General features: G+C 34.1%; 14 protein-coding genes, 1 tRNA gene and 1 pseudogene. 10 read left to right on the forward strand and 6 right to left on the reverse strand.

Features of this window, described 5'->3' with window-relative positions; translation table 11 throughout:
• Positions 1-11 precede the first annotated feature (11 nt).
• Positions 12-84: transfer RNA gene (locus tag J3U54_RS06900), tRNA-Asn, on the forward strand.
• A gap of 95 nt (positions 85-179) precedes the next feature.
• Here the strand turns inward: J3U54_RS06900 and J3U54_RS06905 are convergent.
• On the reverse strand, positions 180-1,106 hold the full coding sequence (locus J3U54_RS06905; RefSeq protein WP_103752709.1) for a LysR family transcriptional regulator: 927 nt from the start codon (positions 1,104-1,106) through the stop codon (positions 180-182).
• Positions 1,107-1,404: 298 nt separating this feature from the next.
• Between J3U54_RS06905 and J3U54_RS06910 the strand changes: the two genes are divergently transcribed.
• Positions 1,405-3,285 (forward strand): flavocytochrome c, encoded by a 1,881-nt coding sequence (locus J3U54_RS06910; RefSeq protein WP_267385688.1) that lies wholly within the window; start codon positions 1,405-1,407, stop codon positions 3,283-3,285.
• A gap of 73 nt (positions 3,286-3,358) precedes the next feature.
• Here J3U54_RS06910 and citG read toward each other — a convergent pair whose 3' ends face one another.
• The gene (citG, locus tag J3U54_RS06915) at positions 3,359-4,180 is read right to left on the reverse strand and encodes a triphosphoribosyl-dephospho-CoA synthase CitG (RefSeq protein WP_267385568.1); all 822 of its coding nucleotides are present in this window, start codon (positions 4,178-4,180) and stop codon (positions 3,359-3,361) included.
• A 314-nt stretch (positions 4,181-4,494) separates the two neighbouring features.
• Complete coding sequence (locus tag J3U54_RS06920) at positions 4,495-5,700, reverse strand: MFS transporter (protein WP_267385569.1); 1,206 nt, start codon at positions 5,698-5,700, stop codon at positions 4,495-4,497.
• Between the two features lie 279 nt (positions 5,701-5,979).
• On the opposite strand from J3U54_RS06920, the gene J3U54_RS06925 reads away from it, so the two are divergent.
• The 8 genes and pseudogenes from J3U54_RS06925 to J3U54_RS06955 form a co-directional block, all read left to right on the forward strand.
• Positions 5,980-6,894 carry a LysR family transcriptional regulator gene (locus J3U54_RS06925; RefSeq protein ID WP_267385570.1) on the forward strand — a complete coding sequence of 305 codons (915 nt, stop codon included), beginning with the start codon at positions 5,980-5,982 and terminating at the stop codon, positions 6,892-6,894.
• Between the two features lie 201 nt (positions 6,895-7,095).
• Positions 7,096-8,355, forward strand: a complete 1,260-nt coding sequence (locus J3U54_RS06930; protein ID WP_103752713.1) for an FAD-dependent oxidoreductase — start codon at positions 7,096-7,098, stop codon at positions 8,353-8,355.
• A gap of 12 nt (positions 8,356-8,367) precedes the next feature.
• Entirely contained in the window at positions 8,368-9,831 is a 1,464-nt protein-coding gene (locus J3U54_RS06935; RefSeq protein ID WP_103752714.1) for an SLC13 family permease, read from the forward strand.
• 166 nt (positions 9,832-9,997) lie between these two features.
• Positions 9,998-11,767, forward strand: coding sequence for an FAD-dependent oxidoreductase (locus J3U54_RS06940; protein ID WP_267385572.1), 1,770 nt, complete (start codon positions 9,998-10,000; stop codon positions 11,765-11,767).
• A 43-nt stretch (positions 11,768-11,810) separates the two neighbouring features.
• The gene (locus J3U54_RS06945; RefSeq protein ID WP_220235033.1) at positions 11,811-12,725 is read left to right on the forward strand and encodes a shikimate dehydrogenase; all 915 of its coding nucleotides are present in this window, start codon (positions 11,811-11,813) and stop codon (positions 12,723-12,725) included.
• Between the two features lie 14 nt (positions 12,726-12,739).
• A complete protein-coding gene (gene aroD, locus J3U54_RS06950; protein ID WP_220235034.1) occupies positions 12,740-13,495 on the forward strand; it encodes a type I 3-dehydroquinate dehydratase in 756 nt (251 codons plus the stop codon).
• Positions 13,496-14,717: 1,222 nt separating this feature from the next.
• Positions 14,718-14,906, forward strand: coding sequence for a hypothetical protein (locus tag J3U54_RS09095; protein WP_323807538.1), 189 nt, complete (start codon positions 14,718-14,720; stop codon positions 14,904-14,906).
• 21 nt (positions 14,907-14,927) lie between these two features.
• Positions 14,928-15,857 (forward strand): annotated as a pseudogene (locus J3U54_RS06955) (hypothetical protein); the annotation flags it as partial.
• A gap of 193 nt (positions 15,858-16,050) precedes the next feature.
• Here J3U54_RS06955 and J3U54_RS06960 read toward each other — a convergent pair.
• The 3 genes from J3U54_RS06960 to J3U54_RS06970 are packed head-to-tail and all read right to left on the reverse strand — an operon-like array spanning position 16,051 to position 19,000.
• Positions 16,051-17,214 carry a hypothetical protein gene (locus tag J3U54_RS06960; RefSeq protein WP_267385573.1) on the reverse strand — a complete coding sequence of 388 codons (1,164 nt, stop codon included), beginning with the start codon at positions 17,212-17,214 and terminating at the stop codon, positions 16,051-16,053.
• Entirely contained in the window at positions 17,214-18,380 is a 1,167-nt protein-coding gene (locus tag J3U54_RS06965) for a hypothetical protein (RefSeq protein WP_267385574.1), read from the reverse strand. The genes J3U54_RS06960 and J3U54_RS06965 overlap by 1 nt, the downstream gene beginning before the upstream one ends.
• Positions 18,380-19,000, reverse strand: coding sequence for an ABC transporter ATP-binding protein (locus tag J3U54_RS06970; protein WP_267385575.1), 621 nt, complete (start codon positions 18,998-19,000; stop codon positions 18,380-18,382). The genes J3U54_RS06965 and J3U54_RS06970 overlap by 1 nt, the downstream gene beginning before the upstream one ends.
• Positions 19,001-19,002: the final 2 nt, after the last annotated feature.

Here is a 19,002-nt window from a genome sequence, read left to right on the forward strand (position 1 = left end):
TTTTTTAATATTCCGGCTTAGCTCAGTTGGTAGAGCGCTTGACTGTTAATCAAGATGTCGTCAGTTCGAGTCTGACAGCCGGAGCAAGTAAGAAAGAGGACTAATGATAGTCCTCTTTTTTTGTGCGGTTTTATAATTAAACTATTTGTACCAAAGTGATTTCTAGTAATTTTTATCGTCTACTTGATGCTGGGTTGAATTTTAAGATCGGTAAATGCCGTAATTAATCTTTGCAATCCCTCAGTTTGATGAGATCTATGCTTAACGGCAATAAAATATTTAATTTGAATTAAGTTATTGTCAAGCGGAAGTAGATTAATGGGGGTTTGGGCCATTCGCTTAATAATACTGGCCGCAGAAATTGTTAATCCTACACCTTTGATTGCTAAGTTAGTGGTTGTTAAAATGCTGCTGCTTTCTAAGACAATGTTTGGTTTAACGTGAAATTTTTGAAAGGCCCCATTTACTTGCCGTCTAATTGCTGAATTGGCAGAACTAACAACGAACGGCTCCTGGAGAATATCTTTAATATCATATTCGTTAGGTTCTAAAATAAAGCGCCCCTTTTTAAAATAAGGCGACTTTGGCGATATGATGACGTAATAATTTTCGCCACCATTGACGTAAAAATCTATTCCATGATTGAGTGATTCTGGTGTTTGTCCTAGATAACAATCAATTTCTTCATTTAAAAGTTTGGTTTCATTTTTACGAGGATAAGTTTCAGACAATTGAATTTTGATGTTGGGATTTTTGGCTAAAAAATCTGGTAGAAGTGCTGGCAAAAGAAAAGTTCCTAAGCTTTCTAATACACCAATTCGAATTACTTCCTTATTAGGCATGGAAAATGGGGTTAATTGCTCAATTAAAGTCTGATTGTTAGAAATAGCCGTTTCGAGATATTGGTAATAAATAATGCCAGCTTCAGTTAATGTAAACGGTATTGTTTCACGATTAATTATTTTGGCCCCTAATTTGCGCTCTAGCCTCTTAATTAGTTGTGTTAGATATGGCTGAGAAATGTATAACTCGTGTGCAGCTCGGGTAAAGTTGCTTTCTTTTAACAAGACATCGATATAATGCTGTAATATTTCTGGATCTTTCATCTATTTCCTCCATTAATATCTCAATTATATCTTACTCGTGGCTTAACAACTTGGGCAACTTAATATTACTTTACTCACTAAAAATAAGAGACCAATCATCAAAGCAAGTTCATAATTAATTTAAGTTTGAAACTAACAGTTGGTAGTATAAACGATCAAAGGGATAGAAGTACCAGTTGGCTTCTTTTGCCAATAGCATTTTTGTTATGGCTTGCTTGCTATAAAACTATTTCACCTTGCGTATGAAACTTAGTAAAATTTAATTACTAAGTATTCAATAAGGAGGAAGCAAAGCATGATGAAACCAGGTACATATGATGTGAAAGCAAAAGGTCATGGTTCAAGCTTTATGCCAATGAAAGTCACACTTTCGGAAGATAGCATTAAAGATATTAGTATCGATTCTAGCGGTGAAACTAAGGGTGTCGCCGATGAAGTTTTTAAGCGTTTGCCCAAAGAAATTATTGCCAATCAAACTTTGAATGTTGATGCGGTGAGTGGCGCAACAATTTCCAGTCATGGTGTTGTTGATGGTGTTGCTCAGGCAATTAATGAAGCCGGTGGTGATGCGCAAGAATGGAAAGACCGTGCTAAGCCAGCCGTTATTGGTGGACAAGATCAGGTACTGGATACAGATATCGTTGTAATTGGTGCAGGTGGTGCAGGGCTTGCTGCAGCTGCTAGAACAATTCAAAACGGAAAAAAGGTTGTTGTGCTTGAAAAGTATCCTCAGATTGGTGGCAATACAACTCGTGCGGGTGGTCCACTTAATGCAGCGGAACCAGAATGGCAAAATCAATTTAAAGCTTTAGCCGGTGAAAAAGAAAGCCTAGAAAAATTAGCAGCAATGCCAATTGATGAAATTGACCCAGAATACCAAGAAGACTTCAAGAAGCTGCAAAAACAAATTAATGATTACGTTGAGTCGGGGAAAGATTACTTATTTGATTCAGTATTGCTTCACGAAATTCAAACTTATTTGGGTGGTAAGCGGACTGATTTAAACGGAAATGAAATTCACGGTAATTACGCTTTAGTAACTGAATTAGTTAACAATGTACTCGATTCTGTCAATTGGCTGACTGATTTGGGAGTTAAATTTGACCGCAGTGAGGTAACCATGCCCGTAGGCGCTTTATGGCGCAGAGGCCATAAGCCAGTTGAGCCAATGGGCTATGCTTTTATTAGTGTATTGGGTAAATGGATTGAAGAGCACGGTGCTACAATCTTGACCGAAACGCGGGCAACTCATTTAATTACTGAAAATAATCGCGTCACTGGTGTAATTGCTAAAAGTAATGATGGCAGCAAAGTAACAATTCATGCTCAAAAAGTAATTTTAACTTCTGGTGGCTTTGGTGCTAATACTAAGATGGTACAAAAATACAATACTTATTGGGAGCATATTGATGACGATATTGCCACAACTAATTCTCCTGCTATTACTGGTGATGGCATTGCTTTGGGGCAAGAAGCTAACGTTGATTTAGTAGGCATGGGCTTTATTCAATTAATGCCAGTTTCCGATCCAAAAACGGGTGAATTATTTACCGGTATCCAAACACCGCCAGAAAACTTTATTATGGTTAACCAAAAGGGTGAACGTTTTGTAAATGAATTTGCGGAGCGTGACACCTTGGCTAAAGCCGCAATTGCCAATGGAACGCTTTTCTACTTAATTGCTGATGAAAAGATTAAGAAAACCGCTTATAACACAACCGAAGAATCTTTAGAGGCACAAGTAAAAGCCGGAACTTTATTGAAAGCCGATACGCTTGAAGAATTAGCACAAAAAGCCGGTATGGATCCAGATACTTTAGTTAATACTATTAAAAAGTATAATTCTTACGTAGATTCAGGCGAGGATCCCGAATTCGGCAAGAGTGCGTTCAACCTTAAATGTGAAGTAGCGCCATTTTATGCTACACCGCGTAAACCCGCTATTCATCACACAATGGGTGGTTTAAAGATCAATCCGAAAGCACAAGTTATTAATAAAGACGGGCAAGTAGTTGATGGGTTGTATGCTGCGGGTGAAGTTGCAGGTGGCTTACATGCTGGTAATCGTCTAGGCGGTAATTCGTTAGCAGATATCTTTACGTTTGGTCGAATTGCAGCCGATACGGCATGTGGTGAAATAAAAGACACTGATGTGGCTACAGGCGCTTCACAGCATTAATTGCAATCAACTTTTCTGACAAAAATAAATAATAGTTAACCAATTAGGCTAACTATTATTTTTTTATTTCAAATTACAAGTAATCCCGTTCAAGTGCCATAAAAATAGTCACAATTAATAAGTCTGCACAACCACCCAAGCTGTAATTTTTTTCTAGGCATTCTTGGTTAAGTTCTTGTAGGTATTTTTTCCCAGCGGCAGAATTGTAGCCGCCTAGCTTTAAGTAACTAGTGGCCTTATTTTGAAGCCAATTAATAATTTCGTAGTTGCCAGCTCGCTTGATTAAATTGCTATCAACAGTTACCGTAGCGATTTTCATTAGGGTATCTAACAATCTGGTTTGAAGACTCCCTGTCCGCTTTTTTAAGAACGGTAGAGCTACATCGCGGACAATTGGATAGCCCAGTTCAGCTTGCTCACGTGCACCGCCCGCACCATATTGCTGAAATTCTTTTTCTCCTGCAGTTTTTAACTGATTATGTAGTTTTAAGTCGTGTTCAACTAAGCCGGTACACATTTTTTTAATCGTAGTAAAAATTTCAGTTTGATTTTTTTTGCAATAACTTTCAGCACAGACAAAAATTCCTAAAGCAAAAATTGCACCTTTATGCGTATTAATACCATTAGTAGCCTGAAACATGTCTTTTTCAGCAGCCATTCCTTTTTGCCGCAATTTAAAAAACATTTCTGTTAAGTCTGCTGCTTTAAAATCATGACCAATATTAAACGCAGCAGTAAAGTAGTTAGTTAAACTCAAGCTGCTATCAATGAAAGTATAGATATTCATATCCTGATGCGGTCCTGGACTTAGCGGGTCGACAAGACCAGGCTTAGGAAGGGTGACAACTTCATATAAAAGAGCTCGAGTGGCATTTTGGGTAATTGAATCAGTCATAAATATATTTTTTAACTATTCCTTATTTGGCTACTAATTTTTTGGATTTTTCTATTTGTAAAAATGCGATTAGTATCATTCATAAACTCAGTATACCGCATATTATGCTTGCTTTTTATAACAAAAATTGGTTTTTATAATTTTAATTATTTAAATAAGTATGAGGAAAGCTCTAACTTTGTATAATTAATTAAATACTTGTGGTGGTTGTTTAACAATCGGTTTGAAAATAGCAAAATCCTTTGCTTAGATTATGATCCAAACAAAGGACTAACTTTATGTTTGAGTTTATTAAAAAATTAACTGTTAAATAATTATTTTCCTAGTTTACCAAACAATTTTTTATAACGAATTGCAATTAAAAAAGTATCAATAAAACCTATAAAAGCAATAACGACATCTAGAAACATAATATTTTTCATATTACCAATCCACCCAATAAATAATGGAATAGTAAATGACGCAATAGAGCCAGCAGTATAAAAGAAACCAGTAACTGTACCCTTTCCAGCAGGGAAGAATTCAGCCATAACAGTTAATGCTAATTGCATAACTCCTCCAGCTGCAAAGAAACCAACTAAAAATGATAAAATACACATCAAGCCTGCATTAGTTGGAAATAGCCACATTAATAAAATAGATAAAAACGCTCCTAAAGTATAAATGGGAACAAATTGAATTTCACTAAATTTTCTCCCTAAAAATGCAGTTAAAAGTACGCAAACAATAGAGCCAAGTGAATACCATGAAACCAAGGAATGAGCAGCTCCTTGAGCCATTCCGCCGACTTGTTGACCGTATTGAGTTAGCATCTGACTAACTAAGTAAAATGTTGCTTGAGAAATATATCCATAAATTATGAATAAAGTACCGTCAATCAATAAGTTACTTTTAACAGTAGTGTCAGTTTTTTCTTTAACTTTGCTTACTTTAGATTCGTCAGCTTTAGCAACTTCTTTAGAGTCAGGGAAAGCACCACCAAATAAAAAGAACACAAAGTTAATTAGCAAAATTGCAGAAGGAATTAAGAATGACCATCCATACCACATGTGTGCAGTAGCCAAACCACTGACAATAAAAGGAAGAAGAAATTGCCCTGCAGAAATGAATGCTTTTAGTACCACATTAGAAGTACCTTTTGAATTGGGATAAATTTCCATTAATCCTGGATAAGTACCTGTATCTAAAAATGAGTTAGCCATTCCAGCCAAGATGCCTAAGATATAAGCGACAAAAGTGTTAGGAGAAATTAGAATTCCTATGAAAAAAACAAAGTAGGTTATAATGCCAACTTGAACAAATGGTTTGCGACCAAACTTATCTGATAAAATGCCTGAAATAAGAAGATTAATAATTCTTCCAACTCCTAAGGCTGAAACAACTGCTAAAGCTGCTGTTTGAGTGGTCCCCCATTGTTTAGCTAGAGCTGCAGCATTTTGTGAAAGTATAATGACGCCCATACCATGAACAAAGTAATTAAAGTAAAGGGCTATTGCAGTTGGTGTATATTTATTTTTCATATTTTACTCCTTTTAAAGATTAGAATTTAACTAGTTGGTGTTATTAAAAAAACTTGCGATAATCAATAGTTGACATATCCTTATTAAGCAAATAAATATGTTAGTTTACATAAATGGTAATTTATTTGCTAGTTAAAAATTTTTCTTCTTCCAACTAAAATATTTTCTTTTCCATTATTATGTTATCGCTTACAAATGATGGATAAATAAGGCTAGTTTGCTTTATTAATAGAATTATTTTATGATTTACATGTGATATATTAAAACTAAAGGAATTATATGAACTTACGACATCTAAAATTTTTTGTAGAATTAGCACATACGGAACACATGGAAAAAGCTGCTGAAAATCTAAATATTTCTCAACCTTCTTTATCCTATGCCATTGATAATATCGAAAAAGAACTAGGAGTACCACTATTTGAAAAAGATGGACGTAATATTAGGTTGACAAATTATGGAAAAATATATTTAAAATATGTTCAAAAATGTTTGAATGAATTAGATTTAGGTGCTAATTATATTTCTGAACTAGTTGACGTTAAACGTGGGCATATTAATTTGGGTTTTACCTATACATTAGGTCAAGATTTAATTCCACGTTTAGTGAGTGGATTTAAAGAGCAAAAATTTAACAATGAAGTAAAATTTTCTTTTAAACAGGATACTACTGAACATCTAATTGATTCACTTTTGAATGATGAGTTAGATTTAGTTTTTAGTTCTAAGCCTAAGCAGAAAAATGAGCAGTTAATTATTCATCATTTGGTTGATCAGGAAATGAAAATAGCAGTTCCATTAACTAACGCTCTCACTAGTAAGAATAGTGTTTATCTGAGCGAATTAAAACCCTATCCCTTTATTATGTATTCAGATAAAAGTGGCTTAAGACCAAGAATTAATGAAATTTTTGATACGACTAATTTTCATCCTAAGTTTGAAATTGAAGCTATTGAAGATCATACTATTATTGGCTTTGTACATTGGGGATTTGGAGTAGCAATAGTCCCTAATTTGCCACAGTTGAGTAATGATGCTGTTAAATTACTTAATATTAAAAATAAAATTACAAATCATCAACTTTATATAATTACAAAAAGTAGCCATTTTTTAGCGCCAGCAACTAATCGATTTCAAAATTATGCTAAGCAATATTGTCAAAAAAATTATCTTGCTAAAAATAGATTAATATAAAACTTGATTACGTTTTGAATAACCATAAAAGATATGTAATTTTAAGTTGTATAAACTAAATAAGAAGAAAGAGTATGCTGAATTAATTAGAAAAATCTATGAATTTAGCTACTCTTTTTTATTTTTTTACACTTTGTTTTATGTGAGACTTAATTTATAGATAATGAAAGCGGTTTATATAATGGAGGGAGGAATAATTTTATGTATAGAACATTAATATATGATGTAGCAGTGGTCGGTGGTGGAGCGGCTGGCATTGCTGCTGCTCTAAGTTCTTCAGATACTGGTGCAAAAACAATTTTAGTTGAACGTGAATCCGCACTAGGTGGTCAGGGTGTTAATTCACAAGTAGCTGCATACTGTGGCTTTTATACCCGAGGCAAAAAACCAGAAAAAGTAGTTGGGGGAATCGGGGATTTGATTTTAAATAAAATGAGTAAAGCAGGTATGGATATTACACCACACCCATCATCTTCAACTGGTAATGTATCTATAAAATTTGATCCGGAAATAATGAAAACCATTTTTGATGATATGTTTGTGCAAAGTAATGTGCAGCTTCTTTTGCACACCAGCGTAGTTGAAGTTAAAAAAGAAAAAAGGCATCTTAAAAGCTTAATTTGTAGCGATGATGAAGGACTTTTGGAGATTAGAGCTAAGACTTTTATTGATGCTAGTGGTAATGGCAACTTAATTAAGTTGGCAGGACTTAAAACTAATTGGGGTGATGAAAATACACATCTTGTTCAGCAAGCTTCACTAGTTTTCAGGATAGATAATATTCCAGCCAGAGAAATTTCGATGACAGAAATAGAGAACGCTATCAAAAAGGGCAAAAAAGATCATATTCCATATTTAAATAAGGAAAAGGGAGTATTTATTAAAAATGATAAAGATACGAATGGTTTTTTAACTTTGCCAAGTGTAGATTTAGAATCATTAAGTGGACAAGCTTTAACAAAAGCGGAAATTAGTCTTAGAAAGCAAGTTTACAGTTATTTTTTGGTCATTAAAAAATATATTGATGGATGTGCAAAAGCAACCTTAATTAACTCTGGGCCAAAATTAGGAATTCGTGAGTCAAGGCGTATGGTGGGAGAGGTAACTTTAATAGGCAAAGATATTTTAAATACTGTTAAACGAACTGATTCAATTGGTCGCGCTGCATGGAGTCCCGAAATACATCATGCAGATAATCGGCTTGAATATAAACATATGCCTGATAATGATTATGCGAGCATACCATTTGGCTCCTTAAGGGCAGCGAATATAGATAATTTATGGGGAGCAGGTCGCTTAATTTCAGTTGATCACATTGCACAGGCATCTATTAGAGTAATGGGTACTTGCTATATTACTGGGCAGGCTGCAGGTGTGGCCGCAGGCATTCAAAGCATTTTCGGAAGTGTAGACGTTGGAAAGGTTCAACAAGAACTTTTATCGCAGAAAGCCTTGTTATAAAAGGACAATACAATGAATAAGCAAAAAAAGACATATTTATCTTTATTAATTTCTTTTTTAATAGTTTTGCTCTTTGGTTGTGTAATACCGGCTGCAAATGGAGTTACTAAACAAGGATTATGGGCTTTAGGAATCTTTATAGCAGCTTTAGTTATGTGGACAACAATTTCTATTTCTTGGCCAAGTTTAATAGTTTTGTTTTTAATAGGTTTGTTACCTAGTGTGGGTTATCAACAAGCCTTTATTGGCACTTTTGGCAATGCAACCGTTGCATTTTTAATTTTTACTTTTGCATTAGTGTATCCTCTATCTCAAACTAATTTTATAAGAAGATGTACTATTGCTCTGATTACTAATAGATTTGCGAAAAAAAGTCCGTGGAAATTTGTGATTTTCTTGTTCACAGCTGTTACTTTTTTAGGCCTTTTTATATCCCCTACTGTTTTAATGGTTACTTTTACACCATTTCTTATTGACATATTTAAAGTACTTCATATAAAAAAGGGCAGTAAAGTTGGCAGTATGATTACGATGGGTACAACTTTCTGTGTTAACTTATCTTCAGGAATGACAGCAATTGCACATGTTTGGCCTACATTAGCACTTGGTTTTTATAAAGGAGCAACAGGTAAGGAAATTTCACAACTACAATACATGATGGTTGGTATTCCTGTAGGTATCTTAATTATTGCTGGAATGCTATTAATCTTTCGCTTTATTTACCGTCCTAATGATATTAATAAAATTAATCTAAGTGAAGTTGAAAAATTAAAAGGAACCGTTAAACGTGCAGATAATCAGGAAAAAATCATCTTAGCTACAATGTCTTTAGTCGTAATTCTATGGGTAGTTCCTAGTTTTATCAAAGGAATTTTTCCAACAGTTTATACAACAATAAATAGTTGGACAACAGCTTTTCCTCCACTTTTTGGTTGTATTATTCTAATGGTTATTAATATTAATGGTAAAAGTATTTTAAATTTTAACGAAGTTGTAACTAAAGGAATATCATGGCCTTCAGTTTTAATGGTTGGAGTAGCTAGTGAAGTGGGGACAGTTTTAACCGCTAAGCAGATGGGAATAGAGTCTTGTCTAACCAATTTAATGAGTCCTATTGCTAAGGGATTACCTGAAATACTATTAGTTCTTTTCTTTGTTGTATGGTGTGTGATTGAAACAAATTTCTCTTCAAATATTGTGACTACAACTATTGTTTCGTCAGTAGCAATTTCAGTAATTAGCTCTTTAAATGGGGCTACTAATGGGATCAATTTGGCAGCAATTATTATATTAATTGGATTTGGGGCAGCTGTCTGCAATATGACTCCAGCAGGTCAAGCAGGGGTAAATCCTGTTGCAATTGGAACAGAATATACATCTGCTAGAGATATGCTAGTTTGGGGAGCAATTTTTGCAATTATTTCAATTATAATTATGACGTTTATAGGATATCCTATAGCCAAATTATTACTATAGTTTGGTACAAATAATAATTATCAAGCTATGTTTTAAACAACCAAATTTTTTCTACGACAATTTTTAATAAATTATTTCTATTAATTTTAAAGAATAAATTTATTTTTTATAGATTATTAATTTTATATACTGAAAGCGGTTAAAAAAATAAAGGATAAAAGTAATTATGTCAGAAAAAATAATTAAAGCCCAGGCAATGGGACGTAATGGCCAAATTGATTTTGATATTGCTGTGGCCAATGATCGGATTGAAGATATCAAAGTAACTAAAAGTTCGGAAACGCCTGGTATTTTTAAACAAGTAGTTGGCAAGCTCAAAGAAAACGTCATTAAAAATCAAAGTTTTGCTGTTGATGCCGTTTCTGGTGCATCAATTATGACCCAGGCAATGCTAGACTCTGGTAGTAAGGCGCTTAAGGAAAACGGTATTGCCATTCAGTCTAAATTATCAAAACCAGAGCACCGCGATGTAACTTTAGATGTCGATGTTGCAGTTATTGGTTCAGGAATGGCAGGTTTAATGGCTGCTGCGCGCGCCCTGGCGCTCGGAAAAAATGTCCTTGTGCTTGAAAAAAACGGTTATATTGGCGGTGCAACCATTCTTAATGGGTCAAATGTCGTTGGCACCGGATCAAAAGTTTCTGCTAATTTATTTGGTGAAGAAGCACAAAAAGATTCTCCAGCATTACTTGTAAAAGACATCACTCGTGAAAGTCGTGGAACCAATTACACAGAACTATCGCAGCTTTTAGCTAATAATATTGGTAAAGCCGTGGACTTCATCACAGAGTTTGCCAATCTTACCTATCAAAAAGCTGAAACGCAAACAATTGAGCATTCAGTCGACCGCCAAATTGAGATGCCATCAGAAAGTTCCTATGAATTAGTTTCAAAAGTCGCAGAAGCTTTTACGAAAAAAGGCGGAAAAATTCTACTTGAAACTAGGGTTGAACAACTAAATAAAGATGATCAAGGTAAGCTAGTTTCACTGGTTGCTGAAGGCAAGCACGAAACGGTAAAAGTTAATTTTAAATCACTTGTAATGGCAGCTGGTGGCTGGGGTGCACGTGATTATCGCGAGCATAAAACTAAAATTCCATACTATGGGCCAATGACTTCAACTGGTGATTATTTTGACTTTGCTCAAAATATGAATTTAGTAGCACGCAATCTTGACTGGTATAAGGTTTACCCACACGGTCTAGAAGTAGAACCGGGGATTGCAAAATTGACGACATATTCAACTAAAGAAGCTACTGATATGGGGGCTATTTTTGTTAATACCGGTGGTAAGCGAATTGTAAATGAATCGGCACCTTATACTCATTTTAGGGATGCAATCGCTGCTCAAAAAGATAAAATTGCCTTTGTTGTTATGGATCAGCGAACTTGGGACAGGTTTTACGAATTATTGCTGAAATATGGTTTTACGGCAGATGAAGTTCAGGGCTTTTTTGATCTTGACGGCAAAAAGAGTCCAATTTTAGTCAAAGGTGATCTACAAACAGTCGCGCAAAAAGCCGGTATTAACTACACTAATTTGCAGAAAACATTAACAGATTATGCTGATGAAGTTAAAGCCGGCAAGGATCATGAATTTAACCGTCCAGCTAAATTTATGCACGAATATGAAGGATCTACTTATTACGTGATTGAGCAAAAGCTCCGTTTTTGTACGACCTTAGGTGGCTATGAAACTAATAAGCAAATGCAGCTGCTTGATCAGGAATTCAATCCTGTTGCTAATTTTTATGCTTCCGGTGAAATAGTTGGGGGAGCTAATGGTCATGATTCAATGCCAAGTATGATGAATTCATGGAGTTATGCATCTGGATTTGTTGCTGGCACAGAAGCAGCAGATAATGCGAATTGCCAGCGAATTTTATCGACACCGGCAGAAAAAGCAGATACTGTATCTGGTGCCTCAGCTAAATAGAATATTAAATAAGGATTTATTTTTAAGAAAGAAGAGTTTTAAAATGGCTAATAAAATTACGGGAATTAATGGTCCGATTACTGGTTGGTTAGATGGACATACTTATCTAATTGGTTTAATGGCATATCCGATTCGGCATTCGATGTCGCCAACAATGCATAACAATGCTTTTGCTAAATTAGGTTTAAACTACACTTACCTTTGTTTTGAGATAGGTAATGATAAGTTGGAAAAAGCTGTAGATGCAATTAGGACATTAGATATGCGGGGCTCAAATGTTTCAATGCCTAATAAAAAAGAAGTTATTAAGTATCTTGATAAATTATCTCCTGCTTCGGAAATGTGTGATGCGGTAAATACAATTGTTAATGACAATGGCGTTTTAACGGGTTACACGACTGATGGGATTGGCTTTGTGCAGGCCCTTAAGGACGAAGGCATTTCAATTAAGGGTAAGGTTATGACCATGACTGGGGCCGGTGGCGCTGCTACACCAATTGCTGTTCAATCTGCACTTGATGGTGCCAAAGAAATTAGAATATTTAATATTAAGGATGATAAGTGGGCACAAGCTGAAAAGAATGTAAAAACTATTCAAGAAAAAACAGATTGTAAAGTTTCGTTAACTGAGCTTTCAGACCAAGAAGCATTTAAAAATTCAATTGCTGAAAGTGATATTTACTGTGATGCTACCAGTATTGGTATGAAGCCATTAGAAGATAAAACTTTGGTTTCAGATCCATCATGGTTCCACAAGGATATGGTTGTCTTTGATACTGTTTATTCGCCAAGAACTACTAAGCTAATGAAGGTTGCACAAGAAGCTGGCGTTGAACATGTTTATGATGGAATCGGCATGATGATTGATCAGGGAGCCGCATCATTTAAGCTATGGACCGGAAAAGATATGCCAACCGATTATATTCGTGAGATTATGTTTTCTGACGACAATAAATAATTGAGGTTAAACCAATGGCAACAGTAAAAATTAGAAATATTGTTTTAGGTGAAGGTTTGCCCAAGATTGCGGTTCCTAACGTTGGCTCAAATGAAGACGAAATTATTAATTCAGCGACGGAAATCTTAGCAGCTCGGCCTGACTTAATGGAATGGCGCATTGACTATTATTCTGTTGGGATTAATGATCATGAACAATTAATTACTACGGCTAAGAAACTGCGCAAAGCGGTTGGCGAGTTGCCAATTTTAGTTACTTTTCGTACTAAAAATGAGGGTGGCGTCTGTGATTTAACTGAAGATGATTACCTCAAGCTGATAGAAACAGTAATTACTAATCGCCTTGGAGATGCCGTGGATATTGAATTATTCCATGATGAAAAACGGGTTCAGAATCTGGTTAATCTTGCACATGATTACAATCTTGTCGTAATTATGAGCAATCATGATTTTGAAAAAGTTCCCGCTAAAGATGTTATTGAATTTCGGCTGAAAAAAATGGCAGAGCTTGGTGCCGATGTGCCCAAGCTTGCTTGTATGCCTCATAGTGCCAGTGACGTTTTAACTCTTTTGCAGGCGACAACTGAAACACATGCGGCAATTACTAATCCGTTAATTACAATGGCAATGGGTGACATTGGCAAGGTAACTAGGATTGCTGGGCAAGTTTTTGGTTCAAGCTTATCTTTTGGCGCGGTTGGACAAACTTCTGCACCAGGACAGCTGTCAATTGAGGATTTGCGTAATGCCGAAAAATACTTGGCGCTATAAAAAGCCAAATTTATCTGACGTCTGCATCAAATAAGCTGGCAATTTCTAAACTAAAGGGCTTACAAATAGCTCAGTACTAGAAAACAAGTACAATAAAATTACTCAATAGTATTTAGACTAAATCATCTAAATATTATGAAGTTTTTTAATAGTGTAAATTGTTGATCGGGTAAAGTCTCAGACTTGAAAATTACTGCGGTATTGTTTTGGCGATAATTTCGTATACTGCTTAAAAAGTTTTCCAATGTTAGTTTATTTTTTGGATGCAAAGATCATTCAAATTATAGGCTGCTTCAGGTCATATGCCACCCTGATTTGCCGCTCTGGTAAAAAGCGTAATTGAAACAATTAGAAGATCTTTTTTCTCACGTAAGTCAATTGTCGCTAACCATTTTTCAGGCGAGCCACTGTCAATAAAATAATTTAATTGATTTTCAAACAGTTTGACATTTCCTAGTTTTAAAAAGTTTATTATTAGTTGTTCTTTAAAATATTGCCATGATCAGTTTGAATGATGATGCGGTTTTTGGAAGAGCCTAAAATATAAGACTGCAAATTGTTTAAGTTATGTAAGCTATACCATAAGACAACTATATGATTTTAGCATGAGAAAGATAAATCACACTAAAACTATCTTTTTTAAGTTATATACAAATAAATTGCGTTTTTAGTAAATTTCATTAATGTATTTGAGATATGACTTGGGAAAGTTGGAAATTAAGCTATTTTGAAATTTATGAACGATATTCTTGTTTTTATCAAACAAAAATATTGGCAGTTTAATAGAAGTACTGAAATGCTCTAGTAAATAATATAAGTTATTCATTTGTAAAACGCATTTTTTATAGTGATATTTTATAAAAAATAATATTGATAAAGTATTTGTTTATCATTTTAATTATAGTTAACTCATAATCTTAGTGCACGGAGGTTATTTGTTTTTTTTTAAAGTTTAAAAAAATGATTAAAACTAAAAAGATAATGCTGATTATTACATTATTATTCTTAAATATTGTTGAACAAGCTGCAAGCGTAATAACTGCAACTATTCCAATAATGGCCAAAACTTTTAGTAATGTTTCTTTAACTAATGTAGAAATGATAATAATAATTTTTTCAATGTTTGTACTGTGTTTGTTTTGGTAAGTGGAGTAATTGTTAAAAAATTGATCAAAAGCAAACAGCACTATTAGGGATTACAATAGCTGCCGTTAGTTCTATTATTCTAGAGTTTTCAAATTCATATATTATTGTATTAATTTCGCGTGGTGTTCTGGGTATTGGTATCGGTTTAGCAAATCTACTTGCAATTAGCTTAATTGGTACTTTCCTTCAAGAAGATGAGCGTACCAGATTAATGGGCTGCCGCTCAGCTATTGCTGGGTGGAATGTGCGTCGGTTATTTATATAAACACTTGAAGGCTACCTATTGTCTATGGCTTTCGCTCTTTTAGGCGTTTGCGGTACGCTAATTTTAACTTTAACGATTGGTACGCTGATTTTTGACTGGCACACTGTTGTTGCGGCAATTCCGCCATTAACAGGTGGATTAGTCTCGGCTCTTTTGATGACAGATGGATTAAAAGCTCAGGGAATACAAACTCTAGTTGCTTTACCTGTATCAATGTTTATTTTTCACTCATTATTTGGCTATCCGTTAATTTCTTGGTTATTGAAAAAAGAAGGCGGTCGCCTGGTAAATGAATATCAGAAACAGCCTGTTAAGCAAACGGTACCAACTGGGTTAGATAATGATTCGAATGAAAATAATCTTTTTAAGAAAATGCCTGCTAAATACCAAACTTCTGCATTTATTTTGGTCAAAGTGGCCTTAATTGCCGCTCTTAGCAGTGGTCTGTCTATTGCATTAAAAACTTACCTGCACATTGATCTTAATTCAAATGTCATTTGTCTAATTTTTGGTGTTTTGGCCCATCAAGTAGGGTTCTTGGAATCCGATGTCTTAACTAAAGCTGGTGTTTATAACTGGTTAATGTATGGTTTGTTAGCGTATATTTTTGCTCAATTGAGCCTTACTACGCCACACCAAATGGGCACGATCATTGTGCATATCATCGTTTTGATCATGCTTGGCTTACTAGGTATGTTTATTGCCTCTAGTCTTTTGGCAAAACCATTTAAAATGACTTGGCAAATGGCCTATGCTTGCTCATTAACATCTTTGTGCGGTTTTCCAGCCGATTATGTAATTACGAGTGAAGTTTCGCATGAAGTAGCTAATAATAAGGAAGAAGAGGCTTATCTGATGGAAAACATGATGCCTAAGATGTTGGTAGGTGGCTTTGCTACTGTTTCTGTTGCATCAATTATTATTGCCTCTGTTTTCTTGAAACTATTGTAAAGTTAGCCTGGTTTAAACAATTATTAAAGTTCAAAAGAGTAACAAAAAACCGCTTTGCCATAAGCAAAAGCGGTTTTTGATTGCAACATAAGCATGAGTCCAGTTCTTACTATTGTATTTTACCCAAAAATTTAAAAAATTGTCTAAACATGAGGGTAGCAATCACTGCATTATTAGGCTTCAAATAGTTTGATTAAAATTTTTGCAAGCTTTCAATTATAAAGGTCAAGCCCAGAATAACTATTGTACTAAAAAGTAAAACGATTATTCCGGAAGCAAAATTTAAATGAGAATTTTGATATATTAATCCTAAATAGCCTGAAGCTGAATCAACTGCATTCAAATAAGTCATTGGCAACCAAGCACTGATTTGTTTAAATATTGGAACAGCTATTTCTGCAATGTTTACTCCTAGAACTAATAAAAGAGTAAATAATAATGTAGGGAGCTGTGTGCGAAAAATTTTTGCAAAAAGTCTAACTAAAACTACTAGAAATAATATGCCCAAAATTTGTAAGGTAATAATTGGTAAAATCAGTTTTCCACTTGCCACAAAGTTATTAGTTACCTTACCGTTAACAAAACTATGGGTCAAATATGGAAATTCTAGGTTTCCTGAACCTGCACAGAATGTAGCAGCAATGAACATCAATAAATTTATTACTAAAAAGCTTCCACCAATTAAAATTAAGCCAGCGGTAATTTCTGTTGAGGTTAAGCGTAATTTGCTAATAGGAATAAGCTTTGTAGGGTTGAGCTTTTGTTTGTAATTTTCTGTGAATAGTAGGGTTAAAATAAATAAGGCCACTAGGGTAAATAAATAAGGCAAATATTGCTTATTAAGGTGTAACCAAAATTGGATACCTGTTACTGGCATATCTTGACTTTCATAGGCTAGAGGTTTTAGTTTTAAATAAGTAAAGAAATCCAGTTTAGTATTTAGCTCTTTTACTTGCGCTTGATTAATTTGATTAGAGTCAATTGCTTCTAAATACTTTTTTTCTTTTTTCTTTTTTTCCCACATAAGTGTATAGGCACGATGCCATTTATTGGCTTGAGCAGCTTGTTGTATTTGATAATCTTGTGAAGAGATTTTTTCATTGATCTTGATAGCATACTTGGTTTCTCTATAAAGATCGCTATTCTTCTTTTGCTGCAAAAGTTTCTTTTTTAGCTTAGCATTTTCTGCTTGGTAGTATGTGATTTCTTTTTTTGCACCTGCCTGTAAAGTAAATTCTGATTCGGCATGCAGGTTCATGAATAAAACGATACCTGAAATTATAATTAGGATAGAAATACTAATTAGAGCTAACTTGTTTTTGATAACTTTTTTTAATTCAAATAAAAGATATTCCATTATTGTTCCTCTACACTTTTAAAATAATGGGCCCTAACTTTATCTAGCAAACAAATTAATATGGATAATATGAGTGTCCCAATAAGTAAAGTAATTAATCCGTTTGTAAAATTAATTTGATAATTATTCAGGTTATAAGCAATTTCACCTGAAACAACTTTGAATGAGTTAAGATATGTGCTAGGAATCCACTGAGCAATTTTGGTGAAAGGAACAATAACATTTATTGACAATTCCATACCAATTACTATGAGTACCGCTAATAATAGTGTTGATAGTTGGTTGTGTAATAGTTTGGCTAATAATTGAATAAATAGGGCTAAAAAGACAAATTCCAGAATTTGCAAAATCAAAAATTGGGGGATTAGTGAGGCTAATGGAACTAGATCAACTATTTGATGACCACTAACTAAATGATGGATGATCGTGGGATATTGTAAACTTCCAGTCCCAAAGATTAAAGAAGATCCAGTAAAGACTAATAGGCTTAGTAGAAAAAACATTATGCAACTAATTACAACTCCGGTTGAGCAACTAATTAGTAGATTGTTAAATTTATTTATTGGCAGGACAGATGTAATATCCAAGCCATTTTTATAATTTTCAGTATATAGATACGTTAGAATAACAATAATTACTAACGTAAATAAGATTGGCCAATAAGATTGGTTTAAATCCAATAAAAGTTGATTACCAGTAATAGCTGCATCGCTTTCGTAGGGCATTGGATGGTTAATTAGATACTGATATCGTTTCTTTGCTCCAATAATAAAATTACGCTCATTATCACTTAAATTACTAGTTTTAATTTTTTTGATGTCATTGATTTTTATTTGATAAACTGGAATCCATTGATTATTGTTAATATGTTTAACTATAGCTTGATTTACTTGTAACTGCTTCTCGGCTTGCTTAAGTGCAGTTTCAGTTCTTCGATAACTTTCGCTAGATGGCGAATACTTTTTTAATGCCTGCTTATCTTGAGCAATAACATTTTGCTGCATTGCAATATTGCCTTGTGCATCACCTTTTATTGAAGTACCATTATTAACTTGCATTACATTAAGATACAGAACGCCAAAGGAGATAATTATTAAAATACATAAGGTAATTACTGATAAATTGGATTTGATGACTTTTTTTAATTGAAAACTAAAGTATGCCATTATTCTGGTACCTCACGCATCATTTGCTTATCTAAAACTAAGTGATGGGAATTTACAATCCTTAGCTCACTACTATAATGAGAGGTCATAATGATACATTTATTTTTCTTAATAACTTCTTTAGATAGACGGTCGTATAGTTGATTGCGACTTTCTTCATCCAAGCCATTTGTTATTTCATCCATTAAATAATATTCTGCATCACTAACAAAATACATAGCTACAAGCAATTTTTGCTTCATACCCAATGAATATTTTTTTATAGGAACTTTTGCATAATCTTGTACACCTAAAAATTCCATTTCTGCTGTTAAGCTAGCACTTGAGTTCCACATTTTCTTGACAAATTTCAAGTAGTCTAAACTATTGAGATTCGGATTAAGCCAGTCACTACTCTCAAAGAAAAAAACTTTTTCTTTATTTTGAGAATATGATTTACCATCTAAAAGGATTTTTCCTGTAGCTATAGGAATTAAATCTGTAATTGCGCGCAAAAAACTAGTTTTGCCTAAGCCATTTTCTGCAGCAATTTGATAAAATTGACCTGGCAAAAATTGATAATTAAAATCATGCAGAATTGGTTGCCGGGTCTTAATGGCCTGATTATTAACTTCAAGCATAG

This window comes from Lactobacillus sp. B4007 (assembly GCF_026535895.1).
GTDB classification, from domain to species: Bacteria; Bacillota; Bacilli; order Lactobacillales; family Lactobacillaceae; genus Lactobacillus; species Lactobacillus panisapium.

Coding starts and splice junctions, on each gene's coding strand:
- J3U54_RS06965 (WP_267385574.1), bottom strand. CDS start 18,380: ATGGCATACTTTAGTTTTCAATTAAAAAAAGTCATCAAATCCAATTTA.
- J3U54_RS06930 (WP_103752713.1), top strand. CDS start 7,096: ATGTATAGAACATTAATATATGATGTAGCAGTGGTCGGTGGTGGAGCG.
- J3U54_RS06920 (WP_267385569.1), bottom strand. CDS start 5,700: ATGAAAAATAAATATACACCAACTGCAATAGCCCTTTACTTTAATTAC.
- J3U54_RS06905 (WP_103752709.1), bottom strand. CDS start 1,106: ATGAAAGATCCAGAAATATTACAGCATTATATCGATGTCTTGTTAAAA.
- J3U54_RS06935 (WP_103752714.1), top strand. CDS start 8,368: ATGAATAAGCAAAAAAAGACATATTTATCTTTATTAATTTCTTTTTTA.
- J3U54_RS06910 (WP_267385688.1), top strand. CDS start 1,405: ATGAAACCAGGTACATATGATGTGAAAGCAAAAGGTCATGGTTCAAGC.
- J3U54_RS06960 (WP_267385573.1), bottom strand. CDS start 17,214: ATGGAATATCTTTTATTTGAATTAAAAAAAGTTATCAAAAACAAGTTA.
- aroD (WP_220235034.1), top strand. CDS start 12,740: ATGGCAACAGTAAAAATTAGAAATATTGTTTTAGGTGAAGGTTTGCCC.
- J3U54_RS06925 (WP_267385570.1), top strand. CDS start 5,980: ATGAACTTACGACATCTAAAATTTTTTGTAGAATTAGCACATACGGAA.
- J3U54_RS06945 (WP_220235033.1), top strand. CDS start 11,811: ATGGCTAATAAAATTACGGGAATTAATGGTCCGATTACTGGTTGGTTA.
- citG (WP_267385568.1), bottom strand. CDS start 4,180: ATGACTGATTCAATTACCCAAAATGCCACTCGAGCTCTTTTATATGAA.
- J3U54_RS06940 (WP_267385572.1), top strand. CDS start 9,998: ATGTCAGAAAAAATAATTAAAGCCCAGGCAATGGGACGTAATGGCCAA.
- J3U54_RS06970 (WP_267385575.1), bottom strand. CDS start 19,000: ATGCTTGAAGTTAATAATCAGGCCATTAAGACCCGGCAACCAATTCTG.